Here is a 23,825-nt window from a genome sequence, read left to right on the forward strand (position 1 = left end):
ATCGACATAGATGGCGTCACATATGCCCAAAGGATTGATTCGCGCCGCCGGCGCCTTGCTGACCGCCCTTGCCCTGTACAGCTTGCTGGGCTTCCTTATTCTCCCCGGCATTGCCCTTCGTGTGGCCAATCAACAGTTGGCCAATTACGCCACCGTGCCGGCGCATATCCAGCGTATCGAGCTCAACCCGTTCAGTCTCGAATTGACCGTGTGGGGCCTGAATATCGGTGAGCCCGGCAAGGAGCAAGTGGCTTTTGAACGCCTCTATGCCAACCTGCAGATCGACAGTTTGTGGACACGCGCCCTGCACCTGGCTGACGTCCAACTCGACAAGCCAAAGACCGAGCTGCTGTTCGACAAGTCCGGCCAGCTCAACCTGGCACAGCTGTTCAAATTGCCGGCCAGCGAACCGACCCCAACCGATCCGGACGCCAAACCGTTCCCCCTGCGCATCGATAACATCAAGCTGGCGGGCGGCTATGTGCACTTCCAGGATTTGCGCCCTAGCGAGCCGATCGAGTTTCTCTACGACAAACTGGATTTCGAGCTAAAAAACCTCAGCACCCTGCCCGAAGACAATGCCGACATGACGTTGGTGGCAGCCGGCCCGGAAGGCGGCCAGATCGACTGGACCGGCAACTTCAGCCTTATCCCGATTGCCTCCGAAGGCAAACTCAAGGTTACCGACGGCAAGATGAAAGTCTGGTGGCCGTATGTGCGTGACGCGGTGCCGCTGGTTCTGGAAGACGGTGTCCTCAACTTCAGCACCGACTACAAGCTGAGCCTGGCGAAAGAAACCGAGCTGAACCTGACCAACGTCGCCCTGAGTGTCGCGCCGTTTGCGATCAAGGCACCGGATGGCCGGCCGCTCGCGCGCCTGGAGAAACTGGATGTCAGCGAAACCACCGTCGACCTGGCCAAGCAGCAAGTGATCGTCGGCAAGATCCGCAGCAACAAACTCGAAACCTGGGCGGCCCTCGAAGCCGACGGCCAGCTGGATTGGCAAAAGCTGTTCGCCAGCCAGCCGGGCAAGCCGGCAGCCGCGCCCGAAACCGCCGCCGCCCCGGCCACCGCCGACTCGCCAAAACCTGCGCCGGCAGCGCCGAGCAAGCCTTGGCAAGTGCTGCTCAAGGACGTGCAACTGCGCAACTATCAAGTGCATCTGGCGGACCGCTCGGCCAAACCGGCAGTGGCCCTGGAAGTCGGCCCGCTGAACCTTGACCTGCAGGATTTCGACAGCCTTAACCAGAGCCCGTTTACCCTCAAGCTCGATACCGGCGTAGGCAAGCAAGGCAAGCTCCAGGCCACCGGCCAGGTCAACCTGAGCCCGGTCAGCGCCAAGCTGAAAGTCGATACCAAAGACATCGACCTGCGTGTCGCGCAGTCCTACATCAGCCCGTTTATCCGCCTGGAACTGCGTAGCGGCATGCTCGGCAGCAATCTGGATGTAAACCTGAAAAGCACCGAACCCCTGGCGTTCCAGGTGACTGGCCGGGCACAGGTCGACCAGTTGCACACCCTGGACACCCTGAAAACCCGCGACTTCCTGAAGTGGCAGCGGTTGGTACTGGAAGGCGTGAACTATCAACACGGCGACAGCCTGTCGATCGACAAGGTCAACCTGCTGCAGCCCTACGTGCGCTTCATGATCAATGATGACCGCACCACCAACATCGATGACTTGCTGATTCCGCAGCCAGCCAACAGCGGCAGCAAGTCCGCTGCGAAACCTGCGGCCGGTAAGGAAAAGCCCTTGGGCATCCGCGTGGGTCAAATTGCGATCAACGACGGCTCGGCCAACTTCGCCGACTTCAGCCTGACCCCGAACTTCGCCACTGCCATTCAACAGCTTAACGGCCAGATCGGCACCATCGACAGTCGCCAGGCGAAACCGGCGAGCGTCGACGTCAAGGGCAAGGTTGACCGTTATGCGCCGGTCACCATCAAGGGCAGCGTGAACCCGTTTGATCCGATGGCCGCACTGGATATCGCCACCAGTTTCAAACGTGTCGAGCTGACCACACTCACACCGTACTCGGGCAAATTCGCCGGGTTCCGTATCCGCAAGGGCCGGCTCAACCTGGACCTGCATTACGTCATCACCAAGGGCCAGTTGAAGGCCGAGAACAAAGTGGTGGTCGAGCAGTTGCAACTGGGTGAGAAGGTCGACAGTGCCGACGCCGTGGACCTGCCGATTCGCCTGGCGATTGCCCTGCTCAAGGATTCCGACGGCAAGATCTCCATTGAGCTGCCGGTAACCGGTGACTTGAACAACCCGCAATTCAGCGTGATGCCGATTGTCTGGCAGACCCTGCGTAACCTGGTGGTACGTGCAGCCACGGCACCGTTCAAGTTTATTGGCGGCCTGATCAGCGGTGGCGGCGCCCAGGACCTCGGCAACGTGTCGTTTGCCGCGGGTTCCAGCGAGCTGAGCAAGGACTCCGAGTCGGCGCTGGACAGCCTCGCCAAGGCACTCAAGGAGCGCCCTGCCCTGCGCCTGGAAATTGAAGGTACCGCCGCTGCCAGCAGTGACGGCCCGCTTTTGGCCGCACAACGACTGGAACGCGAATACCAGTACAACTACTACAAGATCCTCCAGCGCCGTGGCGATAAAGTCCCGGCACAGGCGTCGCTGCTTGAAGTCCCTGAAAAGGAGAAGGCGCCACTGCTGGAAGGCATCTACCGCACCCGTTTGAAACTGCAGCCGCCTCCCGAGTGGAAGGACCTGGGCAGCGATGAGCGCACTGCCAAGCTGCGGGACGGTGTGATCCAGTTCTGGAGCGGCAGCGACGTGCTGCTACGCCAACTGGGCCAGGACCGCGCCAGCGCGATCAAGGACTACCTGGTGGACAAGGGCCAGCTGGAAGATGACCGGGTTTACTTTATCGATGCAAACCTGGGTGAAGCCGAGAAAGATGGTCGGGTGGTGACGCCGATGCATCTGGATGCCGAGTAACTCCCGCCTGCTTTTCCCTTCCCCAATAGAACAGGCCCCGGCACAAGTGCCGGGGCCTGTAATGACCACATCCGTGTGGCCGGTCGCATGAACCTGTGAGGTGCATTGAGCGGATGTCTTGACTCGCTCGTGGCCGCCTCTGCCTAGTTCAGGCGATTCGTTAAGCGTTACTCTGCTTTCAGGCCGTCGGCCGATACAGCTTTAACGCCTTTGATTTTCTTGGCGATGGCAACAGCAGTCGTTTTCTGAGCTTCGGTGATAGCTACGGTCGACGACAGGGACACTACGCCTTTGTTGGTTTCGACTTTGATGTCGGTACCAGGAATGCCTTTCTCGGTAACCAGGTCACTTTTCACTTTGGTAGTGATCCAGGTATCGGAGGTCGCTTCCTTGGCTTTGGTCACTTCACCGGCCGCTACAACCATAGGCGCCTGGGAAGTTTGAGCGAAGGCCACGTTGGCCATGGTCAGGGTCAGAGCGGTGGCAGTTGCAGCAGCGATAGCGAACTTTTTCATACGAGTAACTCCTGTTTTATCAAAAGTCTGCAGCGTGTAAACGTTAAAGCTGCAGGGCTATCAGTACTATTGCAGGCGCTGTGCCAAGTTTTTATTTCCAATAAAACTCTTATAAATCAATATCTTATAAAAATACCCAATTTTCGAAATCGTGCAACTTGCATGAAGGCGATCGTGCCTGCATGCAAGTTGCGGCTTTTGGGTATGGCTAAACGCCTGATTTCGCGACACTTTCCCACAGGCATAAAAAAAGGACTCCGAAGAGTCCCTTTTTTCAGCTGGCAGCGACGGGGTGATTAAACGCCCGAAGCCTTGGCTGCTGCTACGTCCTTGATGGACAGCTTGATACGGCCGCGGTTGTCCACGTCCAGTACCAGCACTTCCACTTCCTGGCCTTCTTTCAGGATGTCGGTCACTTTCTCAACGCGAGCGTCGCTCAGCATGGAGATGTGAACCAGACCGTCCTTGCCTGGCAGGATGTTGACGAATGCGCCGAAGTCGACGATGCGCTCAACCTTACCGACGTAGATCTTGCCGATCTCTGCCTCAGCGGTGATACCCAGAACGCGCTGGCGTGCAGCCTCAGCCGCTTCCTTGGTTTCGCCGAAGATCTTGATCGAGCCGTCGTCTTCGATGTCGATCGAAGCCTTGGTCTCTTCACAGATCGCACGAATGGTCGCGCCGCCTTTACCGATAACATCACGGATTTTGTCGGTGTCGATTTTCATCGCGATCATGGTCGGAGCATTTTCCGACAGTTCGGTACGGGACTGACCAATGATCTGGTTCATCTGACCGAGGATGTTCAGGCGCGCTTCCAGGGCTTGGCCCAGAGCGATTTCCATGATTTCTTCGGTGATGCCCTTGATCTTGATGTCCATCTGCAGCGCGGTAACACCTTTGGCGGTACCGGCTACTTTGAAGTCCATGTCGCCCAGGTGGTCTTCGTCGCCCAGGATGTCGGTCAGGATGGCGAACTTCTCGCCTTCTTTAACCAGGCCCATGGCGATACCGGCAACCGGTGCCTTCATCGGAACACCAGCGTCCATCAGCGCCAGGGAAGCACCGCAGACCGAAGCCATGGAGCTGGAACCGTTGGACTCGGTGATTTCCGACACAACACGAATGGTGTACGGGAACACGTCGGCGGCAGGCAGCATGGCCGAAATCGAACGACGGGCCAGGCGGCCGTGACCGATTTCGCGACGACCAGCGCCACCCATGCGACCACACTCACCTACCGAGAACGGAGGGAAGTTGTAGTGCAGCATGAACGGGTCTTTTTTCTCGCCTTCCAGGGTGTCCAGCAGCTGTGCGTCACGGGCGGTACCCAGTGTTGCAACAACCAGGGCCTGGGTTTCGCCACGGGTGAACAGCGCCGAACCGTGAGTTTTTGGCAGAACGCCGACTTCGATGTTCAGCGGGCGTACGGTGCGAGTGTCGCGACCGTCGATACGTGGCTTGCCATTTACGATGTTTTCGCGAACGGTGCGGTATTCGATTTCGCCGAATGCTGCTTTGACTTCGCTGGAAGAAGGCTGTCCTTCTTCACCGGACAGCTTGGCAACAACCTGGTCCTTCAGCTCACCCAGGCGAGCGTAACGATCGGCCTTGATGGTGATGGTGTAGGCGTCGGAGATGGCGGTGCCGAACTCGGAGCGGATAGCGCCCAGCAGTTCAGTCGCTTCAGGCGCAGGCGCCCAGGTCCAGGTTGGCTTGGCAGCTTCAGCAGCCAGTTCTTTGACAGCGTTGATCACAACCTGGAACTCGTCGTGAGCAAACAGTACCGCACCCAGCATCTGGTCTTCGGTCAGCTCTTTGGCTTCCGATTCAACCATCAACACGGCTTCCGAAGTACCGGCAACGACCATGTCCAGGCTCGAAGCTTTCTGTTGTTCGTAAGTCGGGTTCAGCAGGTAGCCGGTGCTTTCGTGGAACGCAACACGGGCAGCGCCGATCGGGCCATCGAAAGGAATACCGGAGATGGCCAGGGCAGCCGAGGTACCGATCATCGCAGCGATGTCCGGATCGGTCTTCTTGCTGGTGGAAACGACGGTGCAGACAACCTGCACTTCGTTCATGAAGCCTTCTGGGAACAGCGGACGGATCGGACGGTCGATCAGTCGGGAAGTCAGGGTTTCTTTCTCGGAAGGACGGCCTTCACGCTTGAAGAAACCGCCAGGGATCTTACCGGCAGCGTAAGTCTTTTCCTGGTAGTGAACGGAAAGAGGGAAGAAGCCTTTGCTTGGGTCAGCGGTCTTGGCGCCAACAACGGTCACCAGTACGGTGACGTCGTCGTCAACGGTGACCAGCACTGCGCCGGAGGCTTGACGGGCAATACGGCCTGTCTCGAGGGTAACGGTCGACTGACCGAACTGGAATTTTTTGATAACCGGGTTCACGGTGTCCTACCTTCTTTGTGGCTCTTGGGGAACTTGTCTTCTTGCGAAATTCTTGGGCAATGTCGGGAATCGGCCCAACGCCTGTCCAGGGTAAAACGTGTATCCAGATAAAACTTGAGGCTGGAAGCCTGCCATGGGCCAGCGGGAAACCCACTGACACACGACAGCCAACCAACCTCTAGCGCAATCGCTTATTAGCGACGCAGACCCAGGCGACCGATCAGAGTCTGATAACGACCCAGATCCTTGCCTTTCAGGTAGTCCAGCAGCTTACGACGCTGGTTTACCATGCGGATCAGACCACGACGGGAGTGGTGATCTTTACCGTTGGCCTTGAAGTGACCTTGCAGCTTGTTGATGTTGTGGGTCAGCAGTGCAACTTGCACTTCTGGCGAACCAGTGTCACCAACAGCTTGCTGGTAGTCAGCTACGATTTGAGCTTTTTCTTGAACGTCGAGAGCCATGAGGCAATCCTTTTTTCAGGAAACCATCCAAAGAACGGTTTCAACAGGCCAGGGACAAATCCCTGTATCTAAAAATGAGTAGTGACCATGCCTGCTAACAGCCACCCTCGTTCCAGTTTGCGTAAAAGCTACTGCGCTCGGTAATCCTGCGTCAAAAACAGGCTCGGAATGCTCATTAACAGCAGTTAACTCCGCTTCCTCGCCTGTTTTTTCCTTGTCTTACCTTCGCTCGCTACGCTTTTACCACAAACTGGTTCCGGTCATTCTGACCGAATCAGTCGACGCGGCGCGATGCGCCCGTCTTCGCTCACTTCACCGATACCGATGAAGCGACCGTTGTGATCTTGTACCCGCACCATGCCGAACTTCGGGGCATCCGGTGCACGTACCGGCTGGCCGTTAAGCCAGTAGAACGCGCTGTGCTCCGAGAAGTGCAGCAGTGGCCAATCCAGCAAACCGCTGTCCGATGGCATCAGGAAGCGATCAACCGCTTCATTGCCGCCTTCGGCATGTACCGCTTCCAGCTCTTCCAGCGTGACCGTCTGGGCCAGGGTGAAAGGGCCTGCCTGGGTGCGTCGCAGCTCTGCAACGTATGCGCCACAGCCTAGTTGCTCACCGATATCTTCCACCAGGGTACGGATATAGGTGCCTTTGCTGCAGTCCACCGCCAACCGGGCAGTGTCGCCTTCGGCGGCGAGCAATTCCAAGCGCGCAATAGTAACAGAACGCGGTTCGCGCTCCACCACTTCACCTGCACGTGCCAGCTTGTAAAGAGGCTGGCCATCACGCTTGAGAGCCGAGTACATCGGCGGTATCTGACTGATTTGCCCACGAAAAGCGGGTAAGGCAGCTTCGATATCAGCACGACCAACGGTCACCTCGCGAACCTGCAAAACATCACCTTCGGCGTCTGCCGTGGTGGTGGTCTTGCCCAGTTGCATCAGGGTTTCGTAACCCTTGTCGGAATCGAGCAGGTATTGCGAAAACTTGGTGGCCTCGCCAAAACACAACGGCAACACGCCGGTGGCCAGCGGATCGAGGCTGCCGGTGTGCCCTGCCTTCTCGGCATTGAGCAGCCAGCGGACCTTCTGCAACGCCGCATTGGAGGTAAAGCCAATGGGCTTGTCGAGCAGAATGATGCCGCTGACGTTACGACGGATACGTTTGACCTGAGCCACCGATTACTCCTTGGCGTCTTCAGGCTTGGCGGATTCCGGGTGCTGATTGTCTTCAGCCACGGCCCGCTCGATCAGTGCCGACAGGTGCGCGCCACGCACGACGCTTTCGTCGTAGTGGAAGTGCAACTGTGGAACGCTGCGCAGCTTCATTTCGCGGGCCAGCTGCATGCGCAGGAAGCCTGCGGCAGAGTTGAGCACCTTGATGCTTTGCGCAATTTCTTCGCTGTTGTCCTGGCCCATCACGGTGATGAAGATCTTGGCGTGACCAACGTCACGGCTGACTTCAACGGCGGTGATGGTGACGAGGCCAACACGTGGGTCTTTTACTTCACGACGGATCAGCTGTGCCAGCTCGCGCTGCATCTGATCGCCGATACGTTGGGTACGGCTGTATTCTTTTGCCATGTCTTGTTACCTGTTACTGCCACACGGTGAAACCCGTGGGGTCTGAAAGCGGCAAACGCCCGGCCTGACAAAAGCCAGACCGGGCGTTGCGTTTAGAGTCCGGACGCTGCGCCCGGCATTTGCATGCCTGGGCGCCGCGTGGCCCTTGAAGTGCGCGAGTTAGAGGCTGCGAGCAACCTGGACCTTCTCGTAGACTTCGATCTTGTCGCCAGCCTTGACGTCGTTGTAGCTCTTGACGCCGATACCGCATTCCATGCCGGCACGTACTTCGGAAGCGTCATCCTTGAAGCGGCGCAGGGATTCCAGCTCGCCTTCGAAGATAACGATGTCTTCACGCAGTACACGGATTGGACGGTTACGGTGCACAACACCTTCGATAACCATGCAACCGGCGATCGCGCCGAATTTCGGCGAGCGGAACACGTCACGCACCTCGGCCACACCCAGGATGTTCTCCCGGACGTCGCTGCCAAGCATGCCGGTGAGGGCCTTCTTGACGTCTTCGATGATGTCGTAGATGACGTTGTAGTAACGCATGTCCAGGCCTTCCTGCTCGACGATCTTCCGTGCGCCCGCATCGGCACGCACGTTGAAGCCGAACAGTACAGCGTTGGAAGCCAGTGCCAGGTTAGCGTCGGATTCGGTGATACCACCGACACCGCCACCGACAACACGCACTTGCACTTCGTCGTTACCCAGGCCGTTCAAGGCGCCGTTCAACGCTTCGAGGGAACCACGAACGTCAGATTTGAGGACGATGTTGAGCGTCTTCTTCTCTGCCTGGCCCATGTTCTCGAAGATGTTTTCCAGCTTGCCGGCGTGAGCACGGGCCAGCTTGACTTCGCGGAACTTGCCTTGACGGAACAGAGCCACTTCACGGGCTTTCTTCTCGTCCGACAGCACGCTCATCTCGTCGCCAGCGTCCGGGGTACCGTCCAGGCCGAGGATCTCGACAGGGATGGAAGGACCGGCTTCCTTGATTGGCTTGCCGTTCTCGTCGAGCATGGCACGCACACGGCCGTAGTTCGAACCGACCAGCACCATGTCGCCTTGGCGCAGGGTACCGTCTTGAACCAGAACGGTTGCAACCGGGCCACGACCTTTGTCGAGACGCGATTCAACCACAACACCGCGACCCGGGGCCGATGGGGTTGCTTTCAGTTCGAGTACTTCGGCTTGCAGCAGAACAGCTTCAAGCAGTTCGTCTACACCGGTACCGACTTTCGCCGAAACCGAAACGAATGGCGTATCACCGCCCCACTCTTCGGACGTCACGCCGTGAACCGACAACTCGCTACGGATGCGATCGAGATCGGCGCCCGGCTTGTCGATTTTGTTCACTGCAACTACCAGTGGAACACCAGCGGCCTTGGCGTGCTGGACAGCTTCAATGGTCTGCGGCATTACGCCGTCGTCCGCTGCAACTACCAGAATCACGATGTCAGTCGCCTTGGCACCACGGGCACGCATCGCGGTAAACGCGGCGTGACCAGGGGTGTCGAGGAAGGTGACCATGCCGCGTTCGGTTTCAACGTGGTACGCACCGATGTGCTGGGTGATGCCGCCGGCTTCGCCTGCAGCTACCTTGGCACGACGGATGTAGTCGAGCAGCGAGGTCTTACCATGGTCAACGTGGCCCATTACGGTCACGACTGGCGCACGGGAGAAGGTCTCGCCTTCAAACTTCAGGGACTCGGCCAGGGAATCTTCCAGGGCGGTGTCGCTGACCAGGGTCACTTTGTGGCCCAGCTCTTCAGCAACCAGTTGGGCAGTTTCCTGATCCAGTACCTGGTTGATGGTGGCTGGAGTACCCAGTTTGAACATGAACTTGATGATTTCAGCAGCCTTGACCGACATCTGATTGGCGAGATCGCCAACAGTGATGGTCTCGCCGATCTGCACATCACGCACGACAGGGCCGGTTGGGCTCTGGAAACCGTGGGCGTTGCGCTTCTTCAGCTTGGCCTTGCCGCGACCACCGCGACGGAAGCTGTCGCTTTCTTCGTCGGTAGTACGTGGAGCAACGCGTGGCGCTGGCGCCTTCTCTTTGACCGAAGCACGATGCGGAGCGTTTTTGCGCTCACCATCGCCACTGCCACGACGATTGTTATCGTCGGCACGTGGTTTGTCCGGGCGACGAGGTTCTTCGCGTTTGCGAGCGTCGGCTGCAGGAGCAGGCGCGGCGGCAACCGGAGTGGCCTCACGAACAGCTTCTACAGGCGCGCTAGGCGCAGCAACGGCCTCAGTGTTAGCAGGTTGCGCAGCAGCAGGCTGGCGACGCGCTTCTTCTTCGGCGCGACGCTTGGCTTCTTCTTCAGCCTTCTGACGAGCAGCATTTTCTACTGCGCGACGTTCTTCCAGTTCGCGTTTGCGCTCGGCTTCGATTTCTTCCGGGCTGCGCTGTACGAAGACTTTCTTCTTGCGTACTTCAACGCTGATGCTCTTGCTACCAGCAACACGCAGGGTGCTGGTGGTTTTGCGCTGCAATGTAATCTTGCGCGGTTCTTCCACTTTCGCCTTGTGGCTGCTCTTCAAGTGAGTCAGCAAAGACTGCTTCTCACTATCGCTCACACCTTCATCGGCGGCGGTGTGCGGCAGACCTGCCTCACGCATCTGCTGCAACAGGCGCTCTACCGGTGTTTTGACCTCATCGGCCAGTTGTTTCACCGTGACTTGCGTCATGCACTTCTCTCCTCAGGCCGCGCCTAATTACTCGAACCAATGGGCTCGGGCGGCCATGATCAACTTGCCGGCACGATCATCGTCAATGCCGTCGATGTCGAGCAGGTCGTCAATAGACTGCTCGGCCAGGTCTTCGCGGGTAATTACGCCGCGCACCGCCAGTTCCATCGCCAAATCCTTGTCCATACCCTCAAGCGAGAGCAGGTCTTCGGCCGGATGGGCGTCTGCCAGCTTTTCCTCAGTAGCGATGGCTTTAGTCAACAAACGATCCTTGGCCCGAGCGCGAAGCTCGTTGACGGTGTCTTCGTCAAAGCCGTCGATGTTGAGCATTTCTTCCAACGGTACGTAGGCAATCTCTTCCAGGCTGGTGAAGCCTTCATCTACCAGCACCTGCGCCAGGTCTTCGTCGACTTCCAGCTCGTCGATGAAGTTGCGCAGGATGTCACCGGTTTCTGCTTGCTGCTTAGCCTGGATGTCCGATTCGGTCATCACGTTCAGGGTCCAGCCGGTCAACTGGCTGGCCAAACGTACGTTCTGACCACCGCGACCGATGGCCTGAGCCAGATTGTCTGCGCCAACGGCGATGTCCATTGCATGGGCATCCTCGTCAACGATAATTGCCGCCACTTCAGCAGGCGACATTGCGTTGATCACGAACTGCGCCGGGTTATCGTCCCACAGGACGATGTCCACACGCTCACCGCCCAATTCGCCCGACACTGCCTGGACGCGCGAACCGCGCATACCAATGCAAGCACCTTGCGGGTCGATGCGTTTGTCCTTGGAGCGGACCGCGATCTTGGCGCGCGAACCCGGGTCGCGGGACGCAGCCATGACTTCGATCAGGCCTTCGGCAATTTCCGGCACTTCGATGCGGAACAACTCAATCAGCATTTCCGGCGCGGTACGCGACAGGATCAACTGAGGGCCGCGGTTCTCGGTGCGGATTTCCTTGAGCAGCGCACGCAAACGCACGCCAACCCGGAAAGTTTCGCGGGAAATGATGTCTTCGCGAGCCAGCAACGCTTCAGCGTTGTTGCCCAGGTCGACGATCACGTTGTCGCGAGTCACTTTTTTCACGGTGCCGGAGATGATTTCCCCCAGGCGCTCGCGATAGGCGTCAACGACTTGAGCGCGCTCGGCTTCGCGGACCTTCTGCACGATGACTTGCTTGGCAGTCTGTGCAGCGATGCGGCCGAACTCGATGGATTCGATCTTTTCTTCGACGACATCACCGACCTGGGCGCCCGGGTGCGTTTCAGCAACCTTGCTCGGCCAGGTTTCGATGGCCGGATCATCAAGATCGGCTTCTTCGACGACCGTCCAGCGACGGAAAGTCTCGTAGGCACCGGTGTGGCGGTTGATTTCCACACGCAGATCAACTTCGTCTTCAAAACGCTTTTTGGTAGCAGTGGCCAGGGCCAGCTCCAGCGCTTCAAAAATCACGTTTGCCGGTACGCCCTTTTCATTGGATACCGACTCAACAACCAGCAGTACTTCTTTGCTCATCGTACGCCTCGCCTTTCGCAAGCCATTGGATCCGCGGGATCCGCGTCTCAGTCAAAACTGGGAATAATGTTGGCCTTGTCGATCATATCGATCGGCAACAGGAACTCATGGTCTTCTACCTGCACCACGACGTCCTGCTCTTCTACACCGCGCAGAAGGCCCTGAAAGTTGCGCCGCCCTTCAAAGGGAGAACGCAGCTTGATCTTCACTTGTTCACCGGCAAATTTTGCAAACTGATCAATAGTGAACAGTGGGCGTTCCATGCCAGGCGAGGAAACTTCGAGGGTGTATTCAACGGAGATCGGATCTTCAACATCCAGGACACCGCTGATCTGACGGCTGACAATGGCACAATCGTCCACCAGCACGCCGCCCTCTTTATCGATATAAACGCGCAACATTGAGTGGCGACCTTGAGCCGAAAACTCAATACCCCAGCATTCATAGCCTAGGGCCACGACCACCGGGGCCAACAAGGCCTGCAACTCTTCTAGCTTGCTCGACACCTGAACCCCCTCGTGCATGTATGTGCATGCTGTGCAAAATAAAAAAATGGGCGAAACGCCCATCCTTGAAACGCCGTCGAACAGCGGCGTTGAAAGTGTCCAGCTAACAAAAAGCCCCTTAAAAGGGGCTCCGCTAAAACTGGTTGCGGGGGCCGGATTTGAACCGACGACCTTCGGGTTATGAGCCCGACGAGCTACCAGACTGCTCCACCCCGCGACAAAGCTGGGGCGGAAGTATACGACCGATCCCTTACAGGGTCAATGTAACCTTCCACCTACAAGAAAGCCCGCAACAGCGGGCTCTCCTGATAATTGGTACCGAGAAGGGGACTCGAACCCCTACACCCTATGGGCACAACCACCTCAAGGTTGCGTGTCTACCAATTCCACCACCTCGGCAATACAGCGTTTACAACCTTCTTACTTCTGCTCTTGAGCTGGAGGCACGTCAGTCGCTGGAGTAGCCGACTTTTGCTCTTGAAGCACCGGGACATCATCAGAAGCCGGTTTTGCTTTTGGAACTTCCAACACTGCTGGATTTGGGAGACCTACTTGAGTCAGCACATGAGCTTTCTCTTTAGCAAAGTAACCTAACCCCAAGCTGGTTATGAAGAAACCGGCGGCAAGTATAGCAGTAAACTTACTAAGAAAGGTAGAGGAACCTTGGCTTCCGAACACAGTATTTGAAGCACCTGCCCCGAAAGACGCACCAGCGTCCGCACCTTTACCCTGCTGCAGCAAAACCAGAGCAACTACGCCCAGTGCACCCAGCAGATGAAAAACAACGATGACTGTTTCCAGCATTTTTTCAGTTTCCCGCGGCGCGACAAATCGCACCGAACTCATCTGCATTCAGGGAAGCTCCACCAATGAGCCCCCCATCGATATCCGGCATGCCGAACAGTTCGACCGCATTGGCCGCCTTCACGCTGCCGCCGTATAGAAGCCGCACACCTCGTGCGACCTCAGAATTCTCTGCCGCCAACTGCGCGCGGATGGCTGCGTGCACATCCTGCGCCTGTTGCGGCGAAGCAGTCAGCCCGGTGCCAATGGCCCAGACCGGCTCGTAAGCAATTACTGCATTTGCAAAGGCACCGACTCCCAGCTCCTCGATGATGCTGCCCAGCTGACGCCCGACAACCTCAAGAGTTTTACCGGACTCACGCTGCTCAAGGGTCTCCCCTATGCACAACACCGGAATCAAGCCGCAAGCCTGTGCCGCCGCGAATTTGCGATTGAGTGTCCCATCGCGCTCACCCATGATCTGGCGACGCTCGGAGTGCCCAACAAGCACCAGGGAACAACCCGCATCAACCAACTGACTCGGTGCAATCTCACCGGTCAATGCACCTTGCATGGATTCCACCGCAGAGTTCTGCGCGCCGACCTGAATCGACTTGCCTTTCAAGCCATCAATCACTTGATTGATATACAAGCAAGGCGGGAATACCGCGACATCAACACCGCTAGGCAAGGCCAGATGACGAAGGCCGTTGATCAGCTCAGCGACACTGGCGCGGGTACCGTGCATCTTCCAGTTACCAGCTACCATAGTGCGACGCATGCTGTACCTCGTCGGTCAAAGTGGGCGCAGATGTTACCCAACCACATCATCACTGGCAAGCCGAATTCAGGCGCAAACTTCAGTTACCAGTTTTGCCAGCTCTTCGGCATAGCCGCGAACCTGTGTTTCGTCCTCGCCTTCGACCATTACGCGCACCAAAGGCTCGGTGCCTGACTTGCGCAGCAAGACCCGGCCACGGCCCGCCATGGCCGCAGTGACGCGCTCGCTGGCCTCTTTGACGGCCGGATGCTCGATAGGGTTATCACCGCCCGCAAAGCGCACGTTCAGCAGTACCTGCGGGCACTTGCGCAGCGCCTGGCGTGCCTGGGCGAGGCTTTCTTCACGACGACGCAGCGCCAACAGCACCTGCAGCGCCGCAATGATCGCATCGCCGGTAGTCGTGTGCTGGAAGCAGACGACATGCCCGGAATTTTCGCCACCCACTTGCCAATTGCGCTCCAGCAGCTCAGCGATCACGTAGCGGTCACCAACATTGGCGCGCACAAACGGAATGCCCAGATCTGCCAGGGCCAGCTCCAGGCCGAGATTACTCATCAGGGTGCCGACGACACCGCCTTGCAGCTTGTTACGTTCGTGCAAATCACGGGCGATGATGAACAAGAGGTCGTCGCCATCAACAATTGCACCGGTGTGGTCGACCATCAATACCCGGTCGCCATCGCCATCAAACGCGATGCCCAGGTCAGCATGCTCGGCCAGAACCGCCGCCTGCAACTGCCCCATATGGGTCGAGCCGCAGTTGTCGTTGATGTTCAAGCCGTTGGGCTGAGCCGACAGCACAGTAACGTCTGCGCCAAGCTCCTTGAACACACTCGGCGCCACCTTGTAAGTCGCACCGTGGGCGCAGTCGATGACGACTTTCAGCCCGGCAAAATTGGTGCTGCTCGGCACGCTGCTTTTGCAGAACTCGATGTAACGACCAGAAGCGTCGTTAATCCGTGACACCTTGCCCAACTTGCTCGATTCGACGACGGTCATCGGCGCATCCAGCAACTCTTCGATCATGTGCTCGATCTCGTCCGGCAGCTTGGTGCCCTGGCCCGAGAAGAACTTGATACCGTTGTCATCGTGAGGATTGTGCGAAGCACTGATCACAATACCGGCTTCAGCGTGAAAGGTACGCGTCAGGTAAGCGATCGCTGGCGTAGGCATCGGCCCCAACAGCATCACATCAGCACCGGCGGCGGACAACCCGGCCTCCAGCGCGGACTCAAACATGTAACCCGAGATACGGGTGTCCTTGCCCACCAGAATGCGGCAGGCGCCCATGCTGCGGAACGCCATACCGGCGGCCCAGCCCAGCTTGAGCATGAAATCTGGAGTAATCGGGAATTCGCCGACCCGACCGCGAATGCCATCGGTGCCAAAATATTTTTTAGTCATAAGTGCTCCATCATTCTTATTCGGCTGATTCAACCGCTGCGATCATCCGCACTACATCTACCGTCTCGGCCACGTCATGCACACGCAAGATACGCGCGCCCTTGACCACGGCAAGTGCCGCCAGCGCGAGGCCGCCATGCAGCCGCTCGCCCACCGGACGATTCAACGCCAGACCTATCATGCTCTTGCGCGAAACCCCGACCAACAGGGGGCGACCAAGGGCATGCAGGGATTCCATATGCTTGAACAGGCTTAAATTGTGCTGCAGGGTCTTGGCAAAGCCAAATCCCGGATCAAGGATGATCCGCTCGGGGGCAATACCCACAGCAGCACATTGAGCCATGCGCTCGGCAAGAAACCCCTTCACCTCACCGACCAGATCGTCGTAATGCGGGTCGTCCTGCATCGTCCCAGGCTCACCGAGCATATGCATCAGGCAAACCGGCAAGCCGGTAGCTGCGGCCGCATCAAGGGCGCCGTCGCGCTGCAGGGACCGCACATCGTTGATCAGCCCTGCGCCCAACCGCGCGGTTTCGCGCATGACGGCAGGTGTCGAGGTGTCGACAGAAATGATGACGTCCAGCTCTCGATGGATGCGCTCGACAATCGGTGCAACCCGCTCCAACTCCTCCAGGGGAGAAACTGCGCGCGCTCCAGGACGGGTCGACTCACCACCGACGTCAATCAGGGTCGCACCGGCAGCCACCATAGCTTCCGCATGACGCAACGCGACATCCAGCTGACTGAAGCGGCCACCGTCGGAAAAGGAATCTGGGGTTACGTTAAGAATGCCCATAACGTGTGTATGGGCCAAATCAAGAACCCGGCTGCCGCAAGGCAACCGGGTCGAGGACAACGCAGAAGTCATTTCAAACCTTAATGGTCAGCAGCCGGGCCGCCGATCGGGGTTTCAGGGCGTTCGTTCTGTACCACCGGCGGCGTGCCCGAAGTACCCGACCCCCCTTCCCAATCGCGAGGCTCGCGAGGCGTACGACCGGCCATGATGTCGTCGATCTGCTCGGCATCAATGGTCTCGTACTTCATCAGGGCATCAGCCATGGCGTCGAGCTTGTCACGGTTGTCGGTAAGGATCTGCTTGGCCGTGCCGTAGCACTGATCAATGATGCTGCGCACTTCCGAGTCGATCAGCTTCGCCGTCTCGCCGGAGAAGCTGGCAGCTTGACCGCCACCACCGCGCCCCAGGAACACTTCGCCTTCTTCCTCGGCGTACATCAAAGGACCAAGCTTTTCCGACAGGCCCCATTTGGTGACCATGTTCCGTGCAATCTGGCTGGCACGCATGATGTCGTTGGACGCACCGGTAGTCACACCGTCGAAGCCCAGGGTCATCTCTTCAGCGATCCGGCCGCCATACAGCGAACAGATCTGGCTGATCAGCGCACGCTTGGAGAGGCTGTAGCGATCCTCTTCCGGCAGGAACATGGTGACACCCAGCGCCCGACCACGAGGAATGATCGACACTTTGTAGACCGGGTCATGCTCAGGCACAACGCGACCGACAATAGCGTGACCGGCTTCGTGATAGGCGGTGTTCTGCTTCTCTTTCTCGGACATGACCATGGATTTGCGCTCGGCACCCATCATGATCTTGTCTTTCGCCAGCTCGAACTCTTTCATTTCAACGATGCGCTTGCCGGTACGGGCAGCGAACAGCGAAGCTTCGTTCACCAGGTTCGCAAGGTCAGCACCGGAGAAGCCTGGAGTACCACGGGCAATCACGGCCGGAGCCACGTCGTCGCCCATTGGCACTTTGCGCATGTGCACTTTCAGAATCTGTTCACGACCGCGAATGTCCGGCAGACCCACCACAACCTGACGGTCAAAACGGCCCGGACGCAGCAGCGCAGGGTCGAGTACGTCCGGACGGTTGGTCGCGGCGATCACGATGATGCCGTCATTCATTTCGAAGCCATCCATCTCAACCAGCAACTGGTTGAGAGTCTGCTCACGCTCATCATGACCGCCGCCCATGCCGGCGCCACGATGGCGACCAACAGCGTCGATTTCATCGATGAAGATGATGCATGGCGCGTGCTTCTTGGCCTGTTCGAACATATCGCGAACACGGCTGGCACCCACACCGACGAACATTTCGACGAAGTCGGAACCGGAAATGGTGAAAAACGGCACCTTGGCTTCGCCCGCAATGGCCTTCGCCAACAGGGTTTTACCGGTACCTGGCGGGCCAACCATCAGCACGCCGCGAGGAATACGGCCGCCCAGGCGCTGGAACTTGCCCGGATCGCGCAGGAACTCAACCAGTTCGCCTACTTCTTCCTTGGCTTCGTCGCAACCGGCGACGTCAGCCAGGGTGGTTTTCACCTGATCTTCGGAAAGCAGGCGCGCCTTGCTCTTGCCGAAGCTCATTGGCCCGCCCTTGCCTCCCGCACCACCTTGCATCTGGCGCATGAAGAACATGAACACGGCGATAATCACCAATATCGGGAAGCTGGCCACCAGCAACTGGGTCCAGATGCTCTGCTGCTCAGGCTGTTTGCCTTCAACAACCACGTGGTTATCCACCAGGTCGCCGATCAGGCCATTGTCCTGGATTGCCGGACGGATGGTCTTGAAGCTGTCGCCATCGTTGCGCTTGCCGGTAATCACGTAGCCATCAACTGCTACGCGCTCGACCTTGCCATCCTTAACTTGCTGGATGAAGTCGGAATAGTTGAGGGTCTGCGGCTCGTTAGGGCTGGAGAAGTTGTTCATCACCGTCACGAGGACAGCCGCGATGATCAACCACAGGATCAGATTCTTTGCCATATCGTTCAATTAACTACCCTCTGAAGCAAGCTCCGCTACTGGCGCGTGCTTCGCATGATATTCACCGGCCTAACTTACTACATTACCTACAACTCTGGCAGGCGCCGTCTGTAACCCTTTGTGAAACTTTGACTACACAATATTCGTAAAGCTTCGTGACGAAAGCGATATAAAAAAACCTATCGCCTCCGTCAAATTTCTCAAAAACGCTCTTCACTGGCAGCGCCTTCAATGCCACGGAAACCGCGACCCAGCAAATACTGCTCGCGAGACCTGTCCCGGGAAGAGTCAGGCTTGCGTGTCTGTACCTTGTCGAACAGCTTGCGGATGTTCTTGTGATACTCGTCGAAGCCTTCACCCTGGAAGACCTTGACCAGAAAGTCACCACCCGGACGTAGTACCCGTCCTGCCAGATCCAATGCCAGTTCGCAGAGGAACATGGCCCGCGGCATATCAACAGCGGGTAATCCACTCATATTGGGGGCCATATCGGAAATCACAAGGTCTACCTGCGAATTTCCGACCGCCTCCAGGATCTGTGCCAACACTTCATCCTGGGTAAAATCGCCGTGAACAAAGGTCACATCCGGGATGCTGTCCATTTCCAGGATATCGGAAGCGATCAAACGACCCTGCCCACCAATCAGACGACTGGTCACCTGGGACCAGCCACCCGGGGCGGCACCAAGGTCGATAACGCTCATGCCAGGACGGATCAACTTGTCCTTTTCCTGGATCTCCAGCAGCTTGTAGCTGGCCCGGGAACGGTAGCCATCCTTTTGCGCCATTTTGACGTAAGGGTCGTTGAAATGCTCTTGCAGCCACTTAAGGCTAGTTTTGGAACGGGCCACGGGCCACCTCGAAAATAAAACGGGTCGTGATTAACTGGGCGGTCCCGGACTCGCTCGGGTAAACTGGCCGCCGCTTTTTACAAGATCAGACGCAGGGGTCAGATTATGCCGCTCACTCAAGAGCAGAAGAAACAGTACAAATCCATTGGCCACCATCTGAAACCAGTTTTGATTGTGGCTGACAACGGTTTGACTGAAGGTGTGTTAGCCGAACTTGAACGCGCATTGGGCGATCATGAGCTGATTAAGATCAAGGTCAGCATCCTTGATCGCGAGGCGCGCCTGGCAGCCATTGCAGAACTGTGCAAGGTTGGCAAAGCGGACCTGGTTCAGGTCATCGGCAAGATGGCGCTGCTGTATCGCAAGAACTTCAGCGTCAACAAGCAATTGTCGAACGTACACCGCTTCAAGTGAAACAAGGGTCACGGGCGTGCTTCGCGCGCCCTGCCACTCCATCCTGGCGCCGGCTGAACAACCAGTACCAACCCGGAAAACCCTAGCACAAGATAGCTGAAGAGCTGCCAGCGCAACGCTTCCGGCAGAAAGATGCGCACCACGCAAAACATTGCGCACGCATACAGCGCCATCAACAGCAGTTGCCCGCGAATATCCCGCCACAAACTCCCCAAGCCTTCGGCCTTGATCAGCACCAGCGCCTGAAGCGTCACGCACGCCGCTGCAAAACCCACCAGCAACGCACTTAGTAATCCGCCGACCTCATCGATCAGCAACGGTGCCAGGCCAATCAGGCCCAGCGCCGGCAGTACACCAATATGTAATAGCCATAGGCCGCCAACCCAAAGCATCTGGGCAAACTGCCAAAGCATGGCGCCCGCATGAAGCGGGCGCCTTCTTTCAGATGTGACGAACTTCGACAATCTCGTACTCGATCACGCCACCAGGCGTCTTGACGGCCACCACATCGCCCTCTTCCTTGGCAATCAAGGCGCGGGCCAGCGGCGAACCGACAGAGATCTTGCCGAGTTTGAAGTCGGCCTCGTCTTCACCCACGATGTGGTAAACCACGCTTTCGTCAGTCTCGACGTTGGCGATTTCCACGGTGGTGCCGAAAATCACCTTGCCAGTCTTCGGGATGGTGGTGACGTCGATAACCACCGAGTTCTGCAGGCGGCCTTCGATATCACGGATCCGCGCCTCGACCATACCTTGCTGCTCGCGGGCAGCATGGTATTCGGCGTTTTCCTTCAGGTCACCCAATTCCCGGGCCGTACCGATGTCCTGGCTCAGCTTCGGACGGACGACCTTGGTCAGGTGGGCGTGCTCTTCTTCCAGGGCTTTTGCGCCCTGGACGGTCATTGGGTATTTGATCATGCCTTCAATCCTGCGTGTAGATCCTGCAAGCGGCGCACGGTTTTTTCAGGACCGAACTTGAGCGCTTCGCAGATAGCTTCGCCAGCAGCAATGGTGGTGGTGCAGTAGATCTTGTGCTGCAAGGCGTTACGACGAATGGAGTAGGAGTCCGCGATCGACTGGCGACCTTCGGTGGTGTTGATGATCAGGGTGACTTCGTCATTCTTGATCATGTCGACCACGTGCGGACGGCCTTCCGTCACCTTGTTCACGCGACGCACTTTCAGGCCGGCAGCCTCGATCAGCTTGGCGGTCCCGGCAGTAGCCACGACTTCGAAGCCCAAGTTGATCAGATCACGGGCCACGCCTGCAACCAGTGGCTTGTCATCATCACGCACGCTGATGAACGCAGTACCGCCGGTCGGCAGCACTTCGCTGGCGCCCATCTGGGCCTTGGCGAACGCTTCACCGAAGGTATCGCCCACACCCATCACTTCACCGGTGGACTTCATCTCTGGGCCCAGGATCGGGTCCACGCCAGGGAATTTGGCGAATGGGAACACCGCCTCTTTCACACTGTAGAAGTTCGGAATGATTTCCTTGGTGAAGCCGATTTCCTTCAGGGTCTTACCGGCCATCACACGAGCGGCAATCATCGCCAGGGAAACACCGATGCACTTGGAAACAAATGGCACGGTACGCGAAGCGCGCGGGTTGACTTCGATGACGTAGATGTCTTCGCCTTGCAGCGCCAACTGTACGTTCATCAGGCCGACCACACCCAGTTCCAGGGCCATTTTCTTGACCTGTTCGCGCATCTCATCCTGGATGTGCGCCGGCAGCGAGTAAGGCGGCAGCGAGCAAGCGGAGTCACCGGAGTGAACGCCAGCCTGTTCGATGTGCTGCATGATCGCGCCGATCACGACGTCGGTGCCGTCGCAGACCGCATCCACGTCCATCTCGATGGCGCAGTTGAGGAAGTGGTCCAGCAGCACCGGGCTGTCGTTGGACACTTTCACCGCGTCACGCAGGTAACGCTTGAGCTCTTCTTCTTCGTAGACGATTTCCATCGCCCGGCCGCCCAATACGTAGGACGGACGCACCACCAGCGGGTAACCAATCTTGCTGGCTGCGCGGATCGCTTCGTCTTCGCTGCGCACGGTGGCGTTTGGTGGCTGACGCAGGTTCAGGCGCTCAACCATCTGCTGGAAGCGCTCACGGTCTTCGGCACGGTCGATAGCGTCAGGGCTGGTACCGATGATCGGCACGCCAGCGGCTTCGAGTGCGCGAGCCAGTTTCAACGGGGTTTGGCCGCCGTACTGGACGATCACGCCTTTTGGCTTCTCGACGCGACAGATTTCCAGTACGTCTTCCAGCGTTACTGGCTCGAAGTACAGACGGTCGGACGTGTCGTAGTCGGTGGAAACAGTTTCCGGGTTGCAGTTGACCATAATGGTCTCGTACCCGTCTTCGCGCAGGGCGAGAGCGGCATGTACGCAGCAATAATCGAACTCGATGCCTTGGCCGATACGGTTTGGACCGCCACCCAGGATCATGATTTTGTCGCGGCCCGACGGCGCGGCTTCGCACTCTTCCTCGTAGGTGGAGTACATATACGCGGTGTCGGTGGCGAACTCGGCCGCGCAGGTATCAACGCGCTTGTAGACCGGGAAGATATCCAGCTTGTGGCGATGCGTGCGCAGGTTCTTCTCGGTCACACCCAGCAGCTTGGCCAGGCGCATGTCGGAGAAACCTTTGCGCTTGAGGCGGAACATCAGGTCGCGATCGATAGAGGACAGACCCAGGGTCTTGACCTTCTCTTCTTCCTTGATCAGATCTTCGATCTGCACCAGGAACCACGGGTCGATCATGTTCATGCCGAAGATGTCTTCGACGGTCATGCCGGCGCGGAAAGCATCGGCCACGTACCAGATACGCTCGGCACCCGGCACGGTCAGCTCGCGCTTGAGCACGCTCATACTTTCCGGGTTGCTCAGGTCGAGCTTCTCGTCCAGGCCGCAAACACCTACTTCCAGGCCACGCAGGGCTTTCTGCAAGGACTCCTGGAAGGTCCGGCCGATAGCCATGACTTCACCGACCGACTTCATCTGCGTGGTCAGGCGGGCGTCGGCTTTCGGGAATTTCTCGAAAGCAAAGCGTGGCAGCTTGGTGACGACGTAGTCGATCGACGGCTCGAAGGATGCAGGTGTTGCGCCGCCAGTAATTTCGTTCTGCAGCTCGTCCAGTGTGTAACCGATCGCCAGCTTGGCAGCGATGCGCGCAATCGGGAAGCCGGTAGCTTTCGATGCCAGCGCCGAAGAACGCGATACACGCGGGTTCATCTCGATCACAACCATGCGGCCAGTGTCCGGGCAGATGCCGAACTGGACGTTGGAGCCACCGGTTTCCACGCCGATCTCACGCAGCACCGCCAAAGAGGCGTTACGCATGATCTGGTATTCCTTGTCCGTCAGGGTCTGTGCAGGCGCAACGGTGATGGAGTCACCGGTGTGCACGCCCATTGGGTCAAAGTTTTCGATGGAGCAAACGATGATGCAGTTGTCCTTCTTATCGCGGACAACCTCCATCTCATATTCTTTCCAGCCGATCAGGGATTCGTCGATCAGCAGCTCTTTGGTCGGAGACAAGTCCAGGCCGCGGGCGCAGATTTCTTCGAACTCTTCACGGTTGTAAGCGATACCGCCGCCGGTGCCGCCCATGGTGAAGGACGGACGGATGATGCACGGGAAGCCCAGGCGTTCCAGGACCGCATTGGCCTCTTCCATGCTGTGGGCGATACCCGAGCGCGGGCAGTCAAGGCCGATGGATTTCATCGCCTTGTCGAAACGCGAGCGGTCTTCAGCCTTGTCGATGGTGTCGGCATTGGCGCCGATCATCTCTACGCCGAACTTCTCCAGGACGCCTTCGCGCTCCAGGTCCAGTGCGCAGTTCAGGGCGGTCTGGCCACCCATGGTTGGCAGCAGCGCGTCCGGACGCTCTTTCTCGATGATCTTGGCAACGGTCTGCCACTTGATCGGCTCGATGTAGGTGGCGTCGGCCATGTCCGGGTCGGTCATGATCGTGGCCGGGTTGGAGTTCACCAGGATGACGCGGTAACCCTCTTCGCGCAGGGCTTTGCAGGCCTGGGCGCCGGAGTAGTCGAATTCGCAGGCCTGGCCGATCACGATCGGGCCAGCGCCGAGAATCAGGATGCTTTTTATGTCTGTACGTTTTGGCATGGGTTTGTCACTCAAATCCGCAGGTCAGTCGGCAAGCCGTCTTGAACAATCT

The 23,825-nt window shown here is 58.0% G+C and carries 19 protein-coding genes and 2 tRNA genes; 2 read left to right on the plus strand and 19 right to left on the minus strand.

The window, feature by feature from the left end:
• The first annotated feature begins 22 nt into the window (after nucleotides 1-22).
• Nucleotides 23-2,956 (plus strand): DUF748 domain-containing protein, encoded by a 2,934-nt coding sequence (locus JFV30_RS03380; protein WP_201121902.1) that lies wholly within the window; start codon nucleotides 23-25, stop codon nucleotides 2,954-2,956.
• Nucleotides 2,957-3,123: 167 nt separating this feature from the next.
• On the opposite strand, the gene JFV30_RS03385 is transcribed toward JFV30_RS03380, so the two are convergent.
• The 16 genes from JFV30_RS03385 to rlmE all read right to left on the minus strand — a co-directional run bounded on the left by JFV30_RS03385 (nucleotide 3,124) and on the right by rlmE (nucleotide 19,223).
• Entirely contained in the window at nucleotides 3,124-3,471 is a 348-nt protein-coding gene (locus tag JFV30_RS03385) for a BON domain-containing protein (protein ID WP_010174348.1), read from the minus strand.
• A 296-nt stretch (nucleotides 3,472-3,767) separates the two neighbouring features.
• Nucleotides 3,768-5,873, minus strand: coding sequence for a polyribonucleotide nucleotidyltransferase (pnp, locus tag JFV30_RS03390; protein ID WP_010174346.1), 2,106 nt, complete (start codon nucleotides 5,871-5,873; stop codon nucleotides 3,768-3,770).
• A 194-nt stretch (nucleotides 5,874-6,067) separates the two neighbouring features.
• Entirely contained in the window at nucleotides 6,068-6,337 is a 270-nt protein-coding gene (rpsO, locus tag JFV30_RS03395) for a 30S ribosomal protein S15 (RefSeq protein ID WP_003177875.1), read from the minus strand.
• A gap of 260 nt (nucleotides 6,338-6,597) precedes the next feature.
• Nucleotides 6,598-7,515, minus strand: coding sequence for a tRNA pseudouridine(55) synthase TruB (gene truB, locus JFV30_RS03400; RefSeq protein WP_003212182.1), 918 nt, complete (start codon nucleotides 7,513-7,515; stop codon nucleotides 6,598-6,600).
• A 3-nt stretch (nucleotides 7,516-7,518) separates the two neighbouring features.
• A complete protein-coding gene (gene rbfA, locus JFV30_RS03405) occupies nucleotides 7,519-7,920 on the minus strand; it encodes a 30S ribosome-binding factor RbfA (protein WP_201121904.1) in 402 nt (133 codons plus the stop codon).
• A 159-nt stretch (nucleotides 7,921-8,079) separates the two neighbouring features.
• A complete protein-coding gene (infB, locus tag JFV30_RS03410; protein WP_010174338.1) occupies nucleotides 8,080-10,602 on the minus strand; it encodes a translation initiation factor IF-2 in 2,523 nt (840 codons plus the stop codon).
• A gap of 27 nt (nucleotides 10,603-10,629) precedes the next feature.
• The gene (gene nusA, locus JFV30_RS03415) at nucleotides 10,630-12,111 is read right to left on the minus strand and encodes a transcription termination factor NusA (RefSeq protein WP_003212187.1); all 1,482 of its coding nucleotides are present in this window, start codon (nucleotides 12,109-12,111) and stop codon (nucleotides 10,630-10,632) included.
• Between the two features lie 47 nt (nucleotides 12,112-12,158).
• A complete protein-coding gene (gene rimP / locus JFV30_RS03420) occupies nucleotides 12,159-12,617 on the minus strand; it encodes a ribosome maturation factor RimP (protein ID WP_003235029.1) in 459 nt (152 codons plus the stop codon).
• A gap of 140 nt (nucleotides 12,618-12,757) precedes the next feature.
• A tRNA-Met gene (locus JFV30_RS03425) sits at nucleotides 12,758-12,834 on the minus strand.
• Between the two features lie 96 nt (nucleotides 12,835-12,930).
• A tRNA-Leu gene (locus tag JFV30_RS03430) sits at nucleotides 12,931-13,016 on the minus strand.
• Between the two features lie 21 nt (nucleotides 13,017-13,037).
• Nucleotides 13,038-13,421, minus strand: a complete 384-nt coding sequence (gene secG, locus JFV30_RS03435; RefSeq protein WP_026078118.1) for a preprotein translocase subunit SecG — start codon at nucleotides 13,419-13,421, stop codon at nucleotides 13,038-13,040.
• A 4-nt stretch (nucleotides 13,422-13,425) separates the two neighbouring features.
• Entirely contained in the window at nucleotides 13,426-14,181 is a 756-nt protein-coding gene (gene tpiA / locus JFV30_RS03440; RefSeq protein ID WP_063033212.1) for a triose-phosphate isomerase, read from the minus strand.
• Between the two features lie 66 nt (nucleotides 14,182-14,247).
• Entirely contained in the window at nucleotides 14,248-15,585 is a 1,338-nt protein-coding gene (gene glmM, locus JFV30_RS03445) for a phosphoglucosamine mutase (protein ID WP_177042209.1), read from the minus strand.
• Nucleotides 15,586-15,601: 16 nt separating this feature from the next.
• Nucleotides 15,602-16,453 (minus strand): dihydropteroate synthase, encoded by an 852-nt coding sequence (folP, locus tag JFV30_RS03450; RefSeq protein WP_201121906.1) that lies wholly within the window; start codon nucleotides 16,451-16,453, stop codon nucleotides 15,602-15,604.
• An 8-nt stretch (nucleotides 16,454-16,461) separates the two neighbouring features.
• Complete coding sequence (ftsH, locus tag JFV30_RS03455; RefSeq protein ID WP_010174320.1) at nucleotides 16,462-18,372, minus strand: ATP-dependent zinc metalloprotease FtsH; 1,911 nt, start codon at nucleotides 18,370-18,372, stop codon at nucleotides 16,462-16,464.
• A 200-nt stretch (nucleotides 18,373-18,572) separates the two neighbouring features.
• Complete coding sequence (gene rlmE / locus JFV30_RS03460) at nucleotides 18,573-19,223, minus strand: 23S rRNA (uridine(2552)-2'-O)-methyltransferase RlmE (RefSeq protein ID WP_003212203.1); 651 nt, start codon at nucleotides 19,221-19,223, stop codon at nucleotides 18,573-18,575.
• 105 nt (nucleotides 19,224-19,328) lie between these two features.
• Here rlmE and JFV30_RS03465 point away from each other — a divergent pair, with 105 nt between their 5' ends.
• Nucleotides 19,329-19,637: a YhbY family RNA-binding protein gene (locus JFV30_RS03465; RefSeq protein ID WP_010174318.1), complete on the plus strand. Its 309-nt coding sequence runs from the start codon at nucleotides 19,329-19,331 to the stop codon at nucleotides 19,635-19,637.
• Nucleotides 19,638-19,645: 8 nt separating this feature from the next.
• Here JFV30_RS03465 and JFV30_RS03470 read toward each other — a convergent pair whose 3' ends face one another.
• Genes JFV30_RS03470 through carB form a run of 3 tightly spaced genes read right to left on the minus strand, consistent with a single transcriptional unit; the run spans nucleotide 19,646 to nucleotide 23,773 of the window.
• Complete coding sequence (locus JFV30_RS03470) at nucleotides 19,646-20,050, minus strand: hypothetical protein (protein ID WP_010174315.1); 405 nt, start codon at nucleotides 20,048-20,050, stop codon at nucleotides 19,646-19,648.
• A gap of 28 nt (nucleotides 20,051-20,078) precedes the next feature.
• Nucleotides 20,079-20,555: a transcription elongation factor GreA gene (gene greA, locus JFV30_RS03475; RefSeq protein ID WP_010174313.1), complete on the minus strand. Its 477-nt coding sequence runs from the start codon at nucleotides 20,553-20,555 to the stop codon at nucleotides 20,079-20,081.
• Nucleotides 20,552-23,773, minus strand: coding sequence for a carbamoyl-phosphate synthase large subunit (gene carB / locus JFV30_RS03480; RefSeq protein WP_010174311.1), 3,222 nt, complete (start codon nucleotides 23,771-23,773; stop codon nucleotides 20,552-20,554). The genes greA and carB overlap by 4 nt, the downstream gene beginning before the upstream one ends.
• Between the last annotated feature and the right edge of the window lie 52 nt (nucleotides 23,774-23,825).

Source organism: Pseudomonas sp. TH32 (genome assembly GCF_016650855.1).
Classification (GTDB): Bacteria; Pseudomonadota; Gammaproteobacteria; order Pseudomonadales; family Pseudomonadaceae; genus Aquipseudomonas.